Raw genomic sequence first — 18,550 nt, 5'->3', positions numbered from 1 at the left:
ACGGCACCGCCTCCCCCGCACGATCACCGGCGTCGGCGGCCCGCCGCGCCTCCCCCGTTCACTTGCCGATCCCCTCGGACAGCCCGCGTACGAAGTGCCGCTGGGCGACCAGGAAGATCACGATCATCGGCAGCGCGGCGATGGTCAGGCCCGCGAAGAGCATCGGCCAGTCGGAGTTGAGGCGCCCGGCCATGTCGGCGAGGCCCACGGGCAGCGTCTTGAGGTGGTCGTCGGTGATGAAGACGAGCGCGAAGGCGTACTCGTTCCAGGAGAAGAGCGCCTGGAGGAGCGCCGCGGAGACCAGGATCGGCCGGGCCATCGGGACGACGACCCGCCAGAAGGTCTGCCGGCGGCTCGCCCCGTCGATCAGCGCGGCCTCCTCCACCTCCACCGGCTGGCCCAGCAGGTAGGCGCGGATCAGGAAGGTGGTGAAGGGCACCTTGAACGCGGTGTACAGGACGATCAGCGCCCCGTACGTGTCGTAGATGTGCAGCGCCTGGAGGAGCTGCGTCAGCGGGACCAGCGCCACGGTCGGCGAGAGCATCATGGCGCCGAGGACGAGCAGCAGCGCCGGCTGGGAGCAGGGCATGGCGAGCCGGGTCAGCCCGTACGCCGCCCAGGCGCTGATCAGGACGACGGCCAGGACGCTCGCGGCGGTGACCAGCGCGCTGTTGAGCAGATAGCCCAGCACCCCCTGGTGCCACGCGTCGGCGTACGTCCCCCAGTCGGGGTGCGCGGGCAGCCCCCACGGGTCGGAGAAGATCTCCCCGTTCGTCTTGAGGCCGGACAGGGCCATCCAGCACAGCGGGTAGACGACCGCGACGGCGAGCGCGGCGAGTCCGCAGTACGTGAGGACCCGCAGCACGACCGAGCCGGAACGGGCGGACCTGCCGCGGCGTTCGCCGGGCACGGCCGGCGGGGCCGGTGCCGGTGGTGCGGGCTCGTGCAGGGTCAGGGTCATGCCGCTACCGCCTTCCGGCGCGAGTGGAGGAGCTGGACGGCACCGGCCGCGAAGGTGAGGGCGAACATGACGGTGCCGATGGCCGCGGCGTACCCCATGTCGTCCCCGGTGAAGGCGCCGGCGTACAGCCAGGTGCCCAGTGTCTGGCTGGAGTTGGAGGGGCCGCCGCCGGTCATCACCATCACCTCGTTGAACACGAGGAACGCGCCGGAGACGGTGAGGATGACGAGGAGGGTCGTCATCTCGCGGACCATCGGGACGGTGACGGCGAAGAAGGTGCGGACGCGGCCCGCGCCGTCCACGGTCGCCGCCTCGTACAGCTCCCGCGGAATCCGCTGGACGGCGACGGTCAGCAGCATCGTGGTGTAGCCGAAGGACTGCCATTGGCTCATGGTGACGACGCCCCAGATGGAGGTGGCCGGGTCGCCCAGCCAGTCGTGCGCGAACCGGCCGAGTCCCAGGCTCTCCAGCGCGCTGTTGATCAGGCCCGCGTCCGGCTGGTAGAGGAATTGGAAGAGCAGGCCGGCGACTGTCATGGAGACGGCGGCGGGGATGAAGTAGACGGTGCGCAGCAGCCCGCGCAGCCGCCGCCCGATCAGCCCTTCCAGGATCGCGGCCAGCACCAACGCCGCCCCCACCTGGAAAATCACCGACGTGACGGCGTAACCGAGGTTGTTGGCGAGTGCTTTCCAGAAGACGGGGTCCTGGAGGGCCTGCCGGTAGTTCTCCAGGCCGACGTAGCGCATGCCGGGCTGGAAGACGCTGAACTTGAAGAGGCTGAGCCGGATGTTCTCGACGATCGGGTAGTAGACGAACAGGGCGATCAGGGCGAGGGCGGGAGCGGCGTACAGGGCGTGGCGGAATCGGCGTCGCTGCATGACGGTGGCACCTCCTTCGGGACGTCGGGGCGTACGGAGTCGGGGGTCAGTCGCGGACGCGGAACCGGTGGGCCTGCCGCGCGCCCTCGCGTACCTGACGCACCGCCTGCGCGGCACTGCTGCGGCCCCCGAGGACGGCTTCGGCCGCCGAAAGGTACGGGTTGACGATCTTGTCGTCGGCGCGGGTGTCGAGCCAGAGCGCCATGTCCTTGGTGGTGAGGGTGCGCTGCGCCTCGGGCAGCCCCTTCAGGCGGGCGGCGTCCGCCGTGCCCTTGACCGCGCTGAGCCAGCCCAGGTCGCGCACCATCGCGCGGGCCTGGTCCGGGCCGGTGAGGAATTTCAGGAAGTCGACGGCGAGCGCCTTGTTCGGGGAGGAGTTGGCGACGAGCAGTCCGTCCGCTCCTCCGGCGACGGCACCGGCCGAGCCCGCCGCGCCCGGCACGGCGGGCATGGTGAAGAAGTCCCAGCCCGCCGCGAGCTTCTCCGGGGCGCCGCCCTCGGTGCTCAGGTAGGAGAATTCCAGGGTCTCCAGGTACTGCATCGCCGCCTTGCCGTACAGCAGCCGGGTCTGCGCGGACTCGTGGCTCATGCTCGTACCGGACGGCTCCATGCAGTGCTTCTTGAGCTGGGCGAGGTCGTCGAAGGCACGCTCGTAGCCGGGGTGGCTGAAGGCTTCCGTACCTCCGGCGCCGTCGTAGTCCCTGGCCAGGACGGCGGGCGGTACCTCCATCGCGTTGAACTGGGTGAGCAGGTGCCCGGCGGGCCAGCCGTACTGGTTGCCGAAGGCGAGCGGGGTGCGGCCGGCCGCGGAGATGCGGTCGCAGGCCGTCAGCAGTTCGGGAAAGGTGCGCGGTTCCCGGGCGACGCCGGCCTGCGCGAAGATCTCCTTGCTGTACGCGAAAACCTTGGCGTCCATGTCCAGCGGCACCCCGTACGGGCGTCCGCCGAAGGTGAACGCGTCCAGCGCGTCCGCCTCGAACGACCGCCCCCACGCGGTGTCCTTGAGGGGCTCCGACAGGTCGGCGGCGAGCTTGCCGTCGGCGAACTTGCGCGCGTACCGGCCGGGCCAGGCGAAGTAGATGTCGGGCATCTCCCGGGACGCGGCCAGCACCGCGATGCGGTCCTTGTACGGCTGGTCGCCGACGGCCTGGAGGTCGATGCTGACGCCCGGGTTCCGGCGCTCGTACGCGCGGGCCGCCGCCTCGAAGTACGGGGCGTACTCCGGATCGGCCCACTTCTCCAGGACGGTGAGATGCCCGCGCGGCGGCCCGTCGAGGGCGAAATCGTTCGGGGTGACGCGGACGGGGGCCTGCCCGCACCCGCTGACCAGCAGGGTCAGCAGGGCGACGAGCAGGCGGCCGGCGACGGTGGGGGGAGTGCGGCGCATCGGCTCTCTCCTGGCGGGGAGTTCGGGCGATCGGTCAGGGACATCGGGAGGGGTCGCGGGGGTCCGCGCCGTCGAGGGCGAGGGGCCGGCCGAAGGCGCCGGGCAACGTGCACACGGCCGCCGCGTACGTGGCGGCGTACCCGGCCGCGTCGGCGAGGGGGCGGCCCCGGTGGAGGGCGAGGTGCAGGGCGGCGATGAAGGAGTCGCCGGCGCCGAGGGTGTCGGTGGCGCGGACGGGCACCACGGGCTGGTGGTGCGTGGTGCCCTCGTACGACAGGTACGCGCCTCGGGCACCGCGCGTCACCACGGCCAGCTTCGCACCGAGGCGGTGCGCGGCGGCCGGCAGCCCGACGGCCTCCGCGTCGTCCGCGTCGGGCCGCGAGAGGACGGCGCTGTGCACAAAGGGCAGCAGCGGTTCGGCATAACTCCACGGCCGGTCCGAGAAGTCGAAGCTGACCGGGCAGGCGGCGGCCAGCCGCGGCAACTGCTCCTCCATGCCGCTGCAGTCACCGGTGTGCACCAGGTCGAAGCCGCGCAGCCAGCGCAGGTCGGCGTCGTCCGGGGTGAAGAGGGAGACCGTCTCGTCGCAGTCGCCGAAGGTGCGGTTGCCGTCGCGGTCGAGGTGGACGGTGGCGTAGGCGTTGGGTCCTTCGGCGATACGGGACCGTTCCGTCGATACGCCCTCGGCCGCCAGCGCCGCCCGTACGTGCCGGCCGGCCGCGTCGCTGCCGGTGACGCCGAGGTACGCGGCCTCCGCGCCGCAACGTGCCGCGTGCACCGCGACGTTGAGTGCGTTGCCGCCCGGGTACATCAGTCCGCGCCGGGGGTAGCGATCGACGACGTTGTCGCCGAGTCCGCAGATGCGCATACCGCTCGTTCCTCCAGTTGGCTCCGGTGGGGCCCGGCCCGGCGCGCCGACGCGCTCCGGGCCGGGCGGCCGCGGCGGCGCGGGCTCAGTACTCGACCTGGAACATGTAGCGGCGCTTGTCGAGGTCGTGGCCGCGCACGGACTCGTAGTGCCGGGCCAGCCGGGTGCCGAAGACGTCCAGCGCGATGGGCGTGATGTCGCCGCGTACCGCCTCCGGCACGCCGGGCAGCGAGAAGAGCCTGGAGTCGACGTAGTGGGCCTTGCGGGTGTATTTGTCGAGGAACGCCTTGGTGCGTTCGGCCATCGGGCGGGTGGCGTCCTCGCCGAGGAAGAGGATCACCGGCTGGTCCTCGGTGACGACCTCGAAGGCGCCGTGGAAGAACTCACCGGCGTGGTAGCTGCCGCCGTGCTTCCACTGCATCTCCATCAGGTAGCACATGGTGAAGCCGTAGCCCGCGCCATAGTTGGGGCCCGCGGAGAGCACGTACGTCACCGGCTCGTCGGCCAGTGCGGTGGCGATGGAGTGGGCGAGCGCCTCGCCCTCCTCCTGGGCGGTGTAGAGGGCGTCGGGCAGTGCCTCGTACGCCGTGCGGATGGCCGCGTGGTCCCCTCCCACCCCGGTCTTCTCCAGCAGTGCGTACGCGAGCTGGCCGAAGAGGACGCCCTTGGGGGCGACGACGGTGTCCTCGCTGCGGTACGTGAAGGCGATGTCGGCGGCCTGCGCCAAGGGGCTGTCGGCGTCGCGGGTGAGTGCGGCGACCCTGGCGCCGGTGGAGCGGGCGTGGTGGGCGGCGGCGACGGTCTCCTTGGTGGTGCCGGTGTGCGAGGAGACCAGGACGAGGGAGCCCTCGCCGAGCAGCGCGGGCTTGCGCAGGTTGAACTCGTCGCTGTTCATGTGGAAGACGGGGAATCCGGCGCGGGTCTCCAGGAGGAAGTGCACCGGGTAGGAGGCGGTGAGCGAGCCTCCGCAGCCGACCAGGAAGACGTTGCGCAGACCGGCTGCGACGACCTCGTCCACGAAGGCGCGGGCCGTCCCGTGCTGGCTCAGGGCGAAGGCCACGGCCTCCTTGAAGTCCTCGGTGATGGGCTTGAGGGGCAGGGTTGCGGTGGTCACGTGGATCCTCTCCGAGCAGGTTGGGAACGTTCCCACAACAGACCGGGGATGCCCCGCGGCGTGGGTGTGGGAACGTTCCCAGCGGGAATGCCGGGAACCTTCCCACCGTCCTTCGCGGAGCGTCAATACCCCTGCACAGCCGATAGCCTGGCGAGGCCATGACGACGAACCGACGCAGCGGCCGGAACCGGCCCGCCACGATCCCCGACGTCGCCCGCGAGGCGGGCGTCTCCCGGTCCACCGCCTCCCGGGCCCTCGCCGACTACGGCTCCGTCAGCCCCGAGGCGCGCGAACGCGTACGGGCCGCCGCGCGGAAACTCGGCTACCGCCCCAACCAGCTCGCCCGGTCCATGATCACCGGCCGTACGCACACGCTGGGCGCGGTCGTCGCCGACATCCAGAACCCGTTCTTCGCCGGCGTCACCCGCGGCATCACCGACGCCGCCCGCGCCGCCGGCTACCAGGTCCTGCTGGCCAACACCGACGAGGACCCGGCAGCCGAACGGGCAGCCGTGAAGACCCTGCGCGACCGGCACGTCGACGGTCTGATCGTCTCCCCCGCCTCCACCACGGACACCGCCCACCTCACGGCCGCGCACACCGGCGGCTGCCCCGTCGTCCTCCTCGACCGGCGCGTACCCCGCCTCGACCTGGACTCCGTCACCGTCGACAACCACGGCGCGGCACAGGACGCCGTACGCCGACTGCTCGCCGTGGGGCACCGGCGGATCGCCCTGGTCAGCCTGGTCGGCAACGACCCCACCGACGACCCGGTGGACCCCGGCTCCACCGGCCTCGCGCGCATAGCCGGCTACCGCGCCGCCCTCCGCGAAGCCGGTATCGACGACACCGGGACCTACCTGCGCACCGGCGCCTTCCACGGCCAGGACCCGGCCCTCCTCGCCCGCGACCTGCTGGACTCCCCCGAACCGCCCACCGCGGTCTTCGCCACGGACAGCCAGATCGCGCTCGGCGTGCTGTCCGCCGCACGCGAACTGAGCCTGCGCGTCCCCGAAGACCTCTCCGTGATCACCTTCGACGACGCCGACTGGGCCCGCGCCGTACGCCCCCGCGTCAGCGTCGTCTCCCAGCCCGTCCAGGAACTCGGCGCCCAGGCCGTACACGCCCTGATCGCCCGCGTCCAGGGCGGCACGCACCACCCCGAACACACCACGCTGCCGACGGAGTTCATCGAGCGGGAGTCGGTGGCGCGGGCGAGGAAGAGGGCGTGAAGCACGACAGGTCAGGAGCGGGTGTGACCGCCGGGCTCGGCACGGTGGCCGGTCTCGGCGTCCCGGCGAGTGGCGTGGAGGGTGCCCAGGAGGCTGAGTGCCTGGGCGCTCGGGGTGTGCGGTTCGGCATGGTAGATGACGAGTTGCTGGCCCGGGGCGTGGCGGACGTCGAATGCCTGGTAGGTCAGGGTGAGGGGGCCGACGTCCGGGTGCAGGAGACGCTTGGCGTCCTGGGTCTTGCCGCGTACGGCGTGGGCGCTCCACAGGCGGGCGAAGTCCGGGCTGTGGCCGGTGAGGGTACGGACGAGTTCGCGCAGCCTCGGATGGTCCGGGTCGTGGCCGGTCGCCTGGCGCAGGTTGGCGACGGTGGCCTCGGCCGCCCCGTTCCAGTCCGCGTAGAAGCTCCGGCCCGCGGGGTCGGCGAAGACCATACGGGCCAGGTTGTCCGCCGGCCGGAACGGGGTGAAGAGGGCCTCGGCCAGGGCGTTGGCGGCGAGGAGGTCCAGGGCGGGGCTGAGGACGAAGGCGGGGGTGTTGGGATATCCGTCCATCAACTGGCGCAGTGCAGGCGTGACGTGTCGGTCGGGGTACGGAGAAGGTCGGTCGGCCGGGGCCGCCCCGGCCAGCCTGTACAAGTGTGTCCGGGCGTCGCCTTCGAGGCGCAGCGCGCGGCTGAGAGCGTCGAGCACCTGCGGTGAGGGGTTGCGCTCGCGCCCTTGTTCCAGGCGGGTGTAGTAATCGGCGTTCATCCCGGACAGGACGGCGACCTCTTCGCGGCGCAGTCCGGCGACCCTGCGGGTTCCGTAACTCGCCATGCCGACGTCCTCCGGCCGCAGGCCGGCGCGGCGTGCGCGCAGGAAATCTCCCAGGTGGTTGTCGTCCATGCGGGCAAGGCTAGGCGGAGGTCCGGCATGCTGCCCGGGTGTGCCGCACCCAGGCAGCGGAGGCCCTGGCCGGCGGCCGTCGTCCGGGGGCCGGGGGCCGTCGCCCGGCTGATGATCACCGATGTCGCCGGGGAGCCCCTGCAGAAGCCGGCCCATCGGCTCGGGGCGGACGGCGCCGAGGTCGTCGTAGCCCGGCTCGGCGGCACCTCGACGCGGGAGTCGGGCGAGGCGATCCGGGACGTACGGGCCGGTTCGGCGCCCTGTACGTACTCGTGCACCTCGCGGGCATCGTGCACCCCGCGGGCGCCGCGAACCCCGCGGGCATCGTGGGCCGGCCGGGAGTCGAGTACGCGCAGCAGGGGGTACGGGGCAGCTCGGTGCACCGCGGAATGATCGCCACCCCGATGATCCAGGAGCTGCTGGACGACCTGGCGCATCGGGGTCCGCAGGACGTCCACGAGGCGGCGCCGACTGCTCGCCGTGCCTCAGGCTTCCGCTTCCACCTCAGGCGCCGCCGTGGACCGCTTCCTCTTGCCCACACCCGACGCGTCGGCCGCCGCCTGCAACGACCGGAGGGCCAGCAGCAGCACACCGATGTCGTCGAGCAGCACCGGGTCCGGCAGCAGGTCGACCGGGGAGATCACATAGAGCAGCGCACCCCAGTACGCGAGTTTGTTCTCCAGGGGGACACCCGCGTCACGCAGGGCGTGGCGCGCGCGGACCACCTTGACCAGGAGCACGATCGCCGCGCCGACCATCGCCGCTAGCAGAACCGCCAGGATCACCACGATCGCCCACATTTCACCGCTCATCCCTGACGTCTTCCCTCCGTCGCGTGGGGAATGCCCGTCGGCACCGGCATTCTTCGTCCGGCGCCGTCGGCACCCGCTTCAACGAGCGGCGACAGGAAAGGAAACGAAACGGCGTAGAGGAAACGGGATAGGCGAAAAGGTGCAGGGGAGGACGTACGGGGTGGACGAGGCGGGAGTTCCGCGCGGGTCGGCACGGTCACCCCGGACCGTCAGCGCAGCAATTCCGCGTCCGGTTTCCGTTCCTCGCGCACGATTTCCCTGCTTTTCTCCGCCGGCGGCACGGAGGCGCCGGTCATTTTCGCCGCCCGTGAGTGGAACCGCATTTCCTCCACGCTTTTCTGCATGGACGTCCGGAGTTTCCGGCCCAGCGGCCGTTCCACGTAGCGGTGCACCAGCCAGGAAAGAGCCAGCATGAGGACGACGATGCCCGACAGCAGGGCCGGGGAGGGGACACGGTCGCGCAACAGGTCGATCAGGGTGAAACCCACGTACATGTGGAGGAGATAGAGCGGATACGTGAGCGATCCGGCCGTGGACAGCCAGCGCCACTGGAGTTTGTCGAACCACCCGAGCGCGATGGCGGCCATCAGCGCGAAGGCCGCCAGGACGGCCAGCCGTACCGGCCACCCCTGCGCCAGGTCCGCTTTCGCGCCGAGATTCATCACCAGTCGGCCGCGCAGATAGTGCTGGGCCAGCAGGAAGGAGACCGCCACGATCGCCCACAGCAGGACGGTGGGCCGGAAGCGGTGCATGAGGTAGAAGGCGATGCCCGCGATGAAGTACGGGGAGTACGGCGCGATCGCCCACACCGAGAGCAGGTCGCTGTTGGACTTCAGCGCCACCACCCCGGCCACGGTCCACAGACCGCAGAAGAGCACACAACGGCGGTAGGTGACCCCGCGGAAGACCACCACCGCGAAGAGCAGGTAGAACTTCAGCTCGATGAACAGCGTCCAGTACGCGTCGTCCACGTCGGGCACGCCGAGCCCCTGCTGCAGCATGGTGAGGTTCGTCAGCACCGTCTCCCAGTTGTCCGCGCTGCGGACGTTCGGCCACACCGTCAGGACCGCCGCCGTCAGCAGCACGGCGACCCAATAGGCCGGATAGAGGCGGGAGACGCGGGATGTCACGAAATCGCCGAGGGAACGCCCCCATGCGCTCATGCAGATGACGAAACCGCTGATCAGAAAGAAGACTTCGACGCCCAGCCACCCGTACTCCGAGAGGTGGTGGACGAGCGGGGAGAATGCCTGCGGGTCCTCGCCCCAGCCGTCGCGCAGCGTGATGTAGTGATACGCCAGGACCATCAGGGCGGCCAGCAGTCGCAGCCCGTCGAGGACACGCAGTCTGGGCCGCCGCACCTCTCCCTGCGAGCCGGGAGGGTGAGGGGGCGCGGCGTAAAGCATCCGGGTCCTTAACGACGGTGCGGCGGCAATCTGTCCGAGTTTTACGGTAAACAGCGGAAAATGCGCGAACGGATCGCGGAGTTTAGCGTACGACACCTCACCTGCCCCATGTCCACAACGTCGGCGAACTTCCTGAACTTCGGCTGTGGTGCAGGTCAACCGGGTATCGCCTAGGTGTACCAGGGCGAAGCGGCCCGCGTTTGTGAGAAACGCATGAGAATGCGCGTCGGGAGCCAACCGTTCGGATTCGGGAAGTATCGGGTTCGGGGGTTCGGTCCCGTTTCGGTCCGCAGGCGAGGGAGCCCGGGGCGGACCGACGGGAGTCGCAGTGGCGGCGCGTACGCCGGTGTACGGACCCCGGCTCTCGCCCCGCTCCCGGCCGTCCCGCCCGTCCCGGCAGATCCGAACAACTTTCCGCCGGTTACGGCGAAGTTGTTGCCAGCAGCCTCCGTTGCCCCAACAATGCGCACGTCAAAGCCGAAGGAACTTCGGCCACGGATTCTGAGAGGACCCCCACATGAGAAGCCCTCTCGTCGGTGCCCTGGCCACGGCCGTCCTGGGTACCGCCGCCCTCGTGGGCACCGCCGGAACCGCCGGTGCTGCCACGCCCTCGGACGCCGCCGGGCACACGGCGACGCCTTCGCTCCAGCGCACGGCGGACGTCACGCTCACCGGAGCCGATGCGGCGGCTCCCCGGGCGGTGTCCTTCGCCGGCACGGTGGCCCTCAGCAACTGCTCGGGGTCGATCGTGCGGATGCCCACCTCTGCGGACAACGACCCGGCCCTGGTCATGTCCAACGGCCACTGTCTGGAGACCGGGATGCCCGGTGCGGGCGAGGTCGTCGTCGACCGCCCGTCCAGCCGCAGTTTCACCGTGCTCAGCGCCTCGGCCGGCAACCTCGGCACGGTACGCGCCACCAAGATCGCATACGGCACGATGACCGACACCGACGTCTCGATCTACGAACTCTCCTCCACCTACGCCCAGATCAAGCAGCGCTTCGGCATCAAGGCGCTGGACATGGCCACCACGCACCCCGTGAAGGGCGCCGCGATCAGCGTCGTCTCCGGTTACTGGAAGAAGACCTACAACTGCAACGTGGACGGTTTCGCGTACCGGCTGAAGGAGGGCGACTGGACCTGGAAGGACTCGGTCCGCTACACCGCCCCGTGCAAGGTCATCGGCGGCACCTCCGGGTCGCCGGTGGTCGACGTCGCCTCCGGCAAGGTGGCGGCCGTCAACAACACGATCAATGAGAGCGGGCAGCGCTGCACGATGAACAACCCGTGCGAGGTGGACGCCAACGGCCAGGTGAGCGTTCGCCGGGGCATCGGCTACGCCCAGGAGACGTACGAGATACCCAAGTGCTTCGGCACCGGCAACAAGCTCGACCTCGGACGGCCGGGCTGCGTCCTGCCCAAGCCGTGACCCCGGACCGGCGGGTGCCTCGAGTGCCCGCCGGTGCGGTCACCCGCCGGGCGGTCTGATCGCGTGACGCAGCCAGACCTCGCAGGCCAGGGTGTTGTCCAGGGCGCGCATCACGTCCGGTGGCAGGTGCGGCCGGGCCAGGCCGGCCGCGAGGGCCGCGGTGTCCAGGAGCCCGGCGCGGGCCAGCCGCGACTCGTTGAACAGCTCGGCGAGGGCGGCACGGTTGCGGCGCAGGGCGAAGTAGAAGTCGGCGGTGTACTCGCCCTTCGTGGACCGCGCCAGCAGATCGTCGGGGACGATGCCCCGCATGGCGGTGGCGAGGACCGGCTTGTAGCGGTCGGGGGCGCCGCGGTCGGCGGTCCGTACGGACAGCGCGGCCTCGATCACGTTGTCGTCCAGGAAGGGCGCGGCGTACGGGAGTCCCAGTCCGGTCGCGGCCTGGTCGACCTGCCGGAACGCGCGGCCGCACATCTGCACCCCGGCCAGCGCGGCGTGCTGGCCCCGCTGCGTCGCGAGCGCCTCGGGGGCGCCTGCGGCCGCCTCGCGCAGGACGGACCGGGCCGCGCCGACCGCTGCCGGAGTGGCCCACGGCGGCATGGCCGAGAACGTCCCCCAGGCCGTGCCGGACGTGAAGCGCGCGGGCGGCGGCTTCGCCGGGTCGGGGACGAGGTGGTCGGCCCAGGCGGCCAGCCATCGGCTGAAGGTGCTGCGGTCCGCCAGCCCGCGCAGCAGCGGCAGCAGGGGCTGGGGCCGGGCCGCCCGCTGTCTGCGTACACGTCCCGGTACGGTCCTCGGGTGGCTGCGCAGGGCGTCGTGCAAGTACGGCGGAAGGGCGGCGAACAGTTCGTCCCCGCCGCCGCCCGAGAGGTGCAGCGCCGACCCGCGCGCGGTCATCAGCCCGGCGAGTGTGGTGAGTTTGGCGCTGTCCCTGACCCAGACGCCCGGTTCGTCCCCGGCCCCGTCCAGGCTGCCCATGCCGCTGAACCACAGGGGCGCGCCGGCGCGGCCGGGCAGTACGTGCTCGGCGCCGGGGAGCCGGGCGGTCGCCCGCGCGGCCCAGGCGGCGTCGTCATTCGCCGGATCGACGCTCTCCCAACGGAAGGTGACCAGCCGGGCGGGGCCGCGCGCGGCGAGGAAGCACAGGCTCGTGGAGTCCATCCCGCCGGAGAGGTCCGAGCTGACGGTCTTGTGTGCAGCGGTGCAGGAGTCCACCGCGGCGGTCAGTGCCTGCCGTACCGCTTCCGCTCCCCGCGTGAGCGGGAGTTCGGGGTCCGGCGGGGTCCACCACCGCCGGGCGGTGGCCCGTCCGTCCGCCTCCAGCAGCAGGCCGTGGCCATCGGGTACGGAGCGGACCCCGCGCCACAGGCAGCCGCCGTCGGCGAGCGGGTACGGAGGCGGAGACGCCAGCAGGCGGAGCGCCAACTGCCGTTCGTCCACGGGCGCGCCGCATGCCGACGCCAGGATGTCGGCCCGGCTCGCCGCCACCGTCACCCCGCCGACCCGGGCGTGGAAGACCCGGCGGACGGCCGAGGCGCTGCCGCGTACCCGGACCCGGCCGCCCGCGGAGAGCACCGCGTGGAAGCTTCCCGTCAGCCCGGCGAGCGCGCCCTCGGCGCCGGTGATGTCCCGGACCCGGCGCAGCCGGTCCGTCAGCGCGTCGGCGGTGACCGGGCACCGCCCGATCACCGCCATCCGTGCCGTCCCCACCGCGGCGGCCGTGAACTGGCCGGCGGGCCAACTGCCCACCAGCCACGGGCGGCCGGAGTGGTGGGAGACCACCTCGGTCGCGCCGGACCGCAGCACGCTCGCCGCGGCCAGTCCGTTCTCGCCGTCGGGGAGGACCGCGAACCACACGTCGTCGGTCAAGACCGGTCAGCCCGTCGGCGGAATCTGCCAGTACCAGGGCGCGTAGCCGCCCTCGAAGAACACGCCGACGTTCGAACCGAGCGTCAGCTCGGCGAAGTCGCCGAGCTCCGTCACCACGGGCGGCTCGTACCCGGTGTCCGCTTCCACAGTGCTCCCCTCTCCGCGCGGCGGCTCCCGCTTCCCGACCGCTTCGGGACCGCCGGGCCCTGCGCGCCCAGGGACTGCCCAACACCGCAGCACCGTACGCCGGACGGCGGCCGTCTTCACCCGGCGGAGTGACGCAGCCGGGGGCGCATGCGAAACGCGCGCGCCGGGCCCGGTGGCGCCCCCGCCGGAAGCGGGGTGCGGTGTGGCACCGTCGGACCATGAACGCGGCATCCGACATCCGGTCCCAGGCCACCACCCTCGCCCGCGACCTCGGCGGGCCGTGGCAGCCGGACGACGCCGACCGCAACCTGGCCCTGGCCCTGGTGCTCGCCCGGGACGACAACGGCGGCCGGCTCACCGCCCCCGTCATCACCCACATCCTGCTCAGCGCTTCCTGGGGGCTGAAGCCCATCGGCGCCATGTACCAGCTCCTGGCCTGTACCGCCGACGTCCTGGACGACCCCGCTCAGCGTGACTCCGACACCGGCCGGGAGGCCCTGGCCGACGTCAACCGCCTCCTCGACACGGTCGCCGCTCTCCCCCCGGACGGCAGCTGAGTCCTCTGAGTTCGACGCGACCGGCGCGTCCGGCCGGGCCCGGTGTCACTCCGGGCCGGGTTCGACGACCTGGACGGCGGCACCGGTGGCCCGCAGGGCCGCGAGTTCCGCGGCGGGGGCCGCGCTGTCGGTGACGACCGTTCCGTAGCGGGCGGCGGTGCCGTACTCGTACGTGGCCCGCTTGCCCATCTTGGAACTGTCCACCACCAGGGCGGCTCGGCCGGCGGCCGCCAGCATGGCTTCCTTGACCTCGACGTACTCCCGCAGCGGATGGAACAGACGCCCGTCGAGGACGGCGGTGGCGGACATCAGCACCAGGTCGGCGTGGAGCCGGGCGAGGTCACGGGTGACCTCCGGGCCGGTACAGGAGTTGAACTCGCTCTGGTACCGGCCGCCGAGCAGCGTGACGTCCACGCCGGGTTCCCCGCCCAGGCGCTGCGCCAGGCCGACGGAGTTGGTGACCACGGTGAGCCGCGCGGCCCGGTCCAGGCCCCGCCGGGCCAGCATCCCGGCCAGCGGATAGAGCGTGGTGGAGTCGTCCATCAGCAGGGTGCTGCCCGGCGTGATTTGGTCGGCCACCGCCGCGCACAGCGCCGTCTTGGCCGCCAGGCCGACGCTCTCCCGGAAGCGGGTGGCGGTCTCCATGGTCAGCGCGGGGAAGGCGACGGCCCGGCCCCGCTCCTTACGGAGCAGCAGGCGTCCGGCGAGGTCGTCCAGGTCGCGGTGCATCGTCATCAGGCTGACGCCGAAGCGGTCGGCGAGCGCGTCGATGCGCAGGGCGCCGTGGTCGGCGACGTACCGCAGGACATCCTGCCGCCGCTGTTCGACGGCGGCCTGCGACAGCCGTGCCTTGGCGGGCATCCGGCGTTCCTTCCCTCCGCGCCCGCGGCGGTCAGCTCGGCAGCGGACACACCACGGGCTTGATCGTCGTACGGTCACGGGCGGCCGCGGTGAGGGCCTGTTCCGCCTGCTCCAGGCCGTACCGGTGGGAGACCAGCCGGTCCAGCTTCACGTCGCCCGAGGCGGCCAGGGCGATGGCGGCGGGCCAGGTGTTGGCGTACCGGAAGGTGCCGGTGACCTCGATCTCGAAGTTCTGCACATGGGCGAGGGGCAGCGGCACGGTGTCCCCGCCCATCCCCACCAGCACCGCGCGGCCGGCCCGGCCGACGGTCCGGATCCCCTCGTCGGCGACGGCCGGGACACCGGAGCACTCCAGGAGCACGTCGGGGACGTACCCGGTGTCGGCGAGCCGGGCGGACCGTACGTCGACGGTGCCGGTGGCACCCAACTCACGGGCCAGGTCGAGGCGTTCGGGTGCGATGTCGGTGACGACGACCTCGGTGGCACCGAAGGCGCGGGCCGTCTGCACGGCGATCAGGCCGATCGGACCGGCACCGGTGACCAGCACCCGCGAACCGGTGCCGACCCGCCCCTTGCGCGCCGCCCACACACCGACGGAGAGCGGCTCCAGCAGGGCCGCGGTCTCGGCGGTCAGCGTCTCCGGGACCGGGTGGGCGAAGTGCTCGTCGATGACGACGTACTCGCACAGGGCGCCGTCGACCGGCGGCGTCGCGTAGAAGGACACCTCGGGGCACAGGTTGTAGCGGCCGTGGCGGCACTGTGTACAGGTGCCGCACGGGATGCCGGGTTCGAGCGACACCCGCTGTCCCGGCCGGCGCAGGGCGGCGCCGGGGCCGAGGGCGACGACGGTGCCGCCGGGTTCGTGGCCGAGCACCATCGGGGCGCGGACGACGAAGTCACCGATCCGTCCGTGCTCGTAGTAGTGCACGTCGGAGCCGCAGATGCCGACGGCTTCGACGCGGACCAGCACCTGCCCCGGCCCGGGGACCGGCACGGGCCGCTCCTCGATCCGCAGGTCCTTCGGCGCGTGCAGTACGGCGGCGCGCATGGTCGCGGGTACGTGGGTGGGCAGCGGAGCGGGCATGGGCGCGTTCCTCGGGGGTCGGCGGACGGCATCGCGCGGATGACCGTGACAGCATTCTTAGCAGAAATCTTCTGCATTATTAACACAAAATGCGTGAAGACGCGCGGGAGGGGGGCGCGTGAACCGGCTCGTACCCGGCGCCTTGTCCCCCGCTCCCGGGCTGCCGCCCCAGGTACCCGGCGTCCCGGTAGCCGCTACCGGCGTCGTGGCGGACCGGTCGGTATCGGTCAGTGACCGATCGCCTTCTTGCTCTCGGAGGCAGTACGGCAAAGGCATGGGCCATTACCGGCCACTTCTCACGGTGATCGGGTGGGCGCTGTTAGATATCAGCCGTCATGAGGCAGGCTCCTCCGGCCGGTCGCGTGCGTGCGCCTTCCGTGCGTCGTCCGCGGCAACCGCGGGGCGGGCGCGGGTGCCTTCGAAGAGGCGACGAGGTGCCATGGTCCGGTGCGACAGCGGCGTTGCCGGTTCCCGGCCGGAGGAAGGCGGTCCCCCACGGGGGAGCGGGCCGGTGCCCGGGGCCGCGCCGAGTGCCGCGCGCCTCGCGGAACTCCTCGTCGGACATCTCGGGTGCGACGCGACGCAGGCCCGTACCTGCGCGAGCGGGCTGCTCGGGCTGCTGGGGGCTCCCGCGGCCGGAGAGGTGGTACGCGAGGCGGGGGCGCGGGAGGGGGCCGCTCGTGTCCCGGTGGTCGCGGAGGCGGGCGTCGCCGGGATGGGCGTTCCCGGTCTGCATGCGCCCGTCCCGGAGCGCTCCGGTGCCGGTGCCGTTCCCGGTGCCTCGGGGACCGGCTCACCGGCCTCCGCCGGAACGGTGCGCGGCGCCGGAAGCCTGACCGGCGGCGAGGAGCTCCGCGCCCTGCGGCCGTCCAGGGCCGACGTCCGCGCCGAAACGGTCCCGCACGCCGCCGACCCCGATCTCGGCCCCGGCAGCCCCGGCCGCCCCGGCCCCGGCCCGCTCGACGGCGCCGTGGAACTGACCACCGCCGCCAGTCCGGTCGAACTGGCGCAGCGGCTCTACGAACGGGCCGAACCCTCGGGCGCCACGGCGGCACTGCTGGCCGTCCTCGACATGGAAGGCGTGCTCCGGATGAGCGGAGCCGCCGGCCCGGCCGCGCGGGCCGACGGTGACTGGTCGCAGGTGCCCCTGTGCCACATCCTCGCGCTGGCCCGCTCGGCCGGGACGGACCAACAGGTGTGGCTCGACGACGAAGCCGGCGGCCTGGCGCTGACCTGGATCTCGGCCAGGAGCGACGCGCCGGACGCACCCCGCCCCGCCGCCGAAGACCGGAAATCCGACACCGACACCGACACTGCCACCGCCACAGGAACGGGCACCAGCACCAATACCAACGCCCTGGTCTGCGTCGTCAGCATCATCCGGCCGGGCTCCGCGCCACCGGCCCCCGCGGCCCGGGCGCGACTGGAGGCGCTGACCGACTGCGCCGGGCAGCGGCTGCGCGGACTGGCCGCCCTGGGGCTGCCGGACGACGACGTGCGGGCGGCCTGGCTGGGCGCGGCCCTCGACGCCGTCCCCGTACCGGCGGCGCTGCTCTTCCCGGTACGCGGCCCGCTCGGCCGGGTGGTCGAGTTCACCGTCGACCGCTGCAACGCGCACGCCACCGGCCTCCTGGGCCGTACCCCCGAGCAGATCACCGGCAGCCGCCTGCTCGACGTCTTTCCCGGCATGCTCCCCTCGGGCATCTTCGACGCCTGTGTGACGGTCCTGGAGACCGGAGAGCCGCTGGACCGTGACCCGTTCCCTTACGAGGAGCCGCGGCGGGGCGTCCTGCATCCGGCCCTGCTGAGCGTGCGTGCCCGGCGGGTGGGCGGCGGACTGCTGGTGAGCTGGCAGTTCCACGATGAGCAGGCACGGCTGACGGCCCGTGTCGACGACGCCGAGCGGCTGGCCGACCTCGGCTGGGCGGAGTGGAACCTGGCCACCGGCGAGGCCACCTGGTCGCGGCGGATGTACGACATCTTCGGCCTGACCCCGGGCAGCGGCCCGTTGTCGCTCGGCGCGCTCTCCGGGTACGTCGTCGAGGACGACCTGCCCGCCGTCGTCCGGGCCGTGCAGTCGCTCTCCCGCGACCACGGCCCGGTGTGGTTCGAGGTCCGTACGCGTGCGGCCGGCAGGCTGCGCCACGTGAGCGTCAACGCCGAGCTGGTCCGCGACAGTCTCGGCAACCCGGTGGCGCTGCGCGGGGTCGTCCAGGACGTCTCCCGCGTCCGGCGGGTGGAGGCGGCGCTGGACGCCTCCCGGCGGGAAGCCGAACGCCGGCAGCTACGGATGGCGGAGGAACTGCAACTGGCCCTGCTGCCGCGGGCCCACACCGCCCTGCCGGGCCTGCGGGCGGCCATCCGCTACCAGCCCGCCGAGAACTGCGCCCGCGTGGGCGGTGACTGGTTCGAGGCCACGCCGCTGCCCGACGGCCGGGTGCTGATCGCCATCGGCGACGTGCTCGGGCACGGGCTCCAGGCCGCCGCCGGGATGGCGCAGTTGCGCAACGCGCTGCTCGGGATCGCGTACACCGGTGCCGACGCGGCGCGCGTCCTCGAATGCCTCAACCTCGTCGCCTTCCACGGCCACGACGAGTCGCTGGCGGCGACCGCCGCCGTCGGTCACTTCGACCCGGTAAAGCGAACGCTGTCCTGGGCCCGCGCCGGTCACCCGCCGCCCGTGCTCGTACGCGGCGGACGGGCCACCGAACTGGTCAACGCCGACGGAACCACCCTCGGTGCCAGCCTCGATCCCGGCTATGTCTGCAAGACGCTCACCCTGGCCCCCGGCGATCGCCTGATCCTCTACACGGACGGCTTGGTGGAGCGCCGCGCCGACCGGGCCGGCGACCGCGAGGACCTGCTGCTGGCCACCGCGCGCCGAGGTGCCGCCGGCAGCCCTGAGGAGCATTTGGAAACCCTGCTGTCCGTCCTGCACACCAATCCGGAGGACGACACCTGCGTCATCGTGCTGCACGTGGGGAGCTGAGGGACGATGGCCGCCGCCGAGAGCCACGCGGACGGCCACGACCACGGCCGCGGGGCGGAACACGACATGGCGACG

At 72.3% G+C, this 18,550-nt stretch carries 16 protein-coding genes; 4 read left to right on the top strand and 12 right to left on the bottom strand.

What is annotated here, in order from left to right; all coding sequences use genetic code 11:
• Window positions 1-58 precede the first annotated feature (58 nt).
• From AB0A97_RS17535 to AB0A97_RS17515, 5 genes are all read right to left on the bottom strand, one after another.
• On the bottom strand, window positions 59-961 hold the full coding sequence (locus AB0A97_RS17535) for a carbohydrate ABC transporter permease (RefSeq protein WP_361150310.1): 903 nt from the start codon (window positions 959-961) through the stop codon (window positions 59-61).
• Window positions 958-1,839 (bottom strand): sugar ABC transporter permease, encoded by an 882-nt coding sequence (locus AB0A97_RS17530; RefSeq protein WP_361150307.1) that lies wholly within the window; start codon window positions 1,837-1,839, stop codon window positions 958-960. The genes AB0A97_RS17535 and AB0A97_RS17530 overlap by 4 nt, the downstream gene beginning before the upstream one ends.
• Window positions 1,840-1,885: 46 nt before the next feature.
• Complete coding sequence (locus AB0A97_RS17525; protein ID WP_361150305.1) at window positions 1,886-3,226, bottom strand: ABC transporter substrate-binding protein; 1,341 nt, start codon at window positions 3,224-3,226, stop codon at window positions 1,886-1,888.
• A gap of 34 nt (window positions 3,227-3,260) precedes the next feature.
• On the bottom strand, window positions 3,261-4,094 hold the full coding sequence (locus AB0A97_RS17520; protein ID WP_361150302.1) for a PfkB family carbohydrate kinase: 834 nt from the start codon (window positions 4,092-4,094) through the stop codon (window positions 3,261-3,263).
• Between the two features lie 85 nt (window positions 4,095-4,179).
• On the bottom strand, window positions 4,180-5,208 hold the full coding sequence (locus AB0A97_RS17515) for an SIS domain-containing protein (protein ID WP_361150299.1): 1,029 nt from the start codon (window positions 5,206-5,208) through the stop codon (window positions 4,180-4,182).
• 158 nt (window positions 5,209-5,366) lie between these two features.
• On the opposite strand from AB0A97_RS17515, the gene AB0A97_RS17510 reads away from it, so the two are divergent.
• A complete protein-coding gene (locus AB0A97_RS17510; protein WP_361150297.1) occupies window positions 5,367-6,440 on the top strand; it encodes a LacI family DNA-binding transcriptional regulator in 1,074 nt (357 codons plus the stop codon).
• Between the two features lie 11 nt (window positions 6,441-6,451).
• Here the strand turns inward: AB0A97_RS17510 and AB0A97_RS17505 are convergent, their stop codons facing one another.
• From AB0A97_RS17505 to AB0A97_RS17495, 3 genes are all read right to left on the bottom strand, one after another.
• Window positions 6,452-7,324 (bottom strand): helix-turn-helix transcriptional regulator, encoded by an 873-nt coding sequence (locus AB0A97_RS17505; protein ID WP_361150294.1) that lies wholly within the window; start codon window positions 7,322-7,324, stop codon window positions 6,452-6,454.
• 485 nt (window positions 7,325-7,809) lie between these two features.
• Window positions 7,810-8,136, bottom strand: coding sequence for a DUF1232 domain-containing protein (locus AB0A97_RS17500; protein ID WP_361150292.1), 327 nt, complete (start codon window positions 8,134-8,136; stop codon window positions 7,810-7,812).
• 209 nt (window positions 8,137-8,345) lie between these two features.
• Window positions 8,346-9,497: an acyltransferase gene (locus tag AB0A97_RS17495; protein WP_361150290.1), complete on the bottom strand. Its 1,152-nt coding sequence runs from the start codon at window positions 9,495-9,497 to the stop codon at window positions 8,346-8,348.
• A 562-nt stretch (window positions 9,498-10,059) separates the two neighbouring features.
• On the opposite strand from AB0A97_RS17495, the gene AB0A97_RS17490 reads away from it, so the two are divergent.
• Window positions 10,060-10,971 (top strand): trypsin-like peptidase domain-containing protein, encoded by a 912-nt coding sequence (locus AB0A97_RS17490; RefSeq protein ID WP_361150287.1) that lies wholly within the window; start codon window positions 10,060-10,062, stop codon window positions 10,969-10,971.
• A gap of 39 nt (window positions 10,972-11,010) precedes the next feature.
• On the opposite strand, the gene AB0A97_RS17485 is transcribed toward AB0A97_RS17490, so the two are convergent.
• Window positions 11,011-12,837, bottom strand: coding sequence for an asparagine synthase-related protein (locus AB0A97_RS17485; RefSeq protein WP_361150285.1), 1,827 nt, complete (start codon window positions 12,835-12,837; stop codon window positions 11,011-11,013).
• Between the two features lie 6 nt (window positions 12,838-12,843).
• Window positions 12,844-12,984 carry a lasso RiPP family leader peptide-containing protein gene (locus AB0A97_RS17480; protein ID WP_361150282.1) on the bottom strand — a complete coding sequence of 47 codons (141 nt, stop codon included), beginning with the start codon at window positions 12,982-12,984 and terminating at the stop codon, window positions 12,844-12,846.
• Between the two features lie 218 nt (window positions 12,985-13,202).
• On the opposite strand from AB0A97_RS17480, the gene AB0A97_RS17475 reads away from it, so the two are divergent.
• The gene (locus tag AB0A97_RS17475; RefSeq protein ID WP_361150279.1) at window positions 13,203-13,541 is read left to right on the top strand and encodes a hypothetical protein; all 339 of its coding nucleotides are present in this window, start codon (window positions 13,203-13,205) and stop codon (window positions 13,539-13,541) included.
• A gap of 45 nt (window positions 13,542-13,586) precedes the next feature.
• Here the strand turns inward: AB0A97_RS17475 and AB0A97_RS17470 are convergent, their stop codons facing one another.
• The gene (locus AB0A97_RS17470) at window positions 13,587-14,402 is read right to left on the bottom strand and encodes a DeoR/GlpR family DNA-binding transcription regulator (protein WP_361150277.1); all 816 of its coding nucleotides are present in this window, start codon (window positions 14,400-14,402) and stop codon (window positions 13,587-13,589) included.
• 31 nt (window positions 14,403-14,433) lie between these two features.
• A complete protein-coding gene (locus AB0A97_RS17465; RefSeq protein ID WP_361150275.1) occupies window positions 14,434-15,486 on the bottom strand; it encodes an NAD(P)-dependent alcohol dehydrogenase in 1,053 nt (350 codons plus the stop codon).
• 511 nt (window positions 15,487-15,997) lie between these two features.
• Here AB0A97_RS17465 and AB0A97_RS17460 point away from each other — a divergent pair.
• A complete protein-coding gene (locus tag AB0A97_RS17460) occupies window positions 15,998-18,475 on the top strand; it encodes a SpoIIE family protein phosphatase (RefSeq protein WP_361150272.1) in 2,478 nt (825 codons plus the stop codon).
• The last annotated feature ends 75 nt before the right edge of the window (window positions 18,476-18,550 follow it).

It is taken from the genome of Streptomyces sp. NPDC045470, assembly GCF_040646595.1.
Lineage (GTDB): Bacteria > Actinomycetota > Actinomycetes > Streptomycetales > Streptomycetaceae > Streptomyces.
This window is presented reverse-complemented; position numbering and strand designations above follow the sequence as displayed.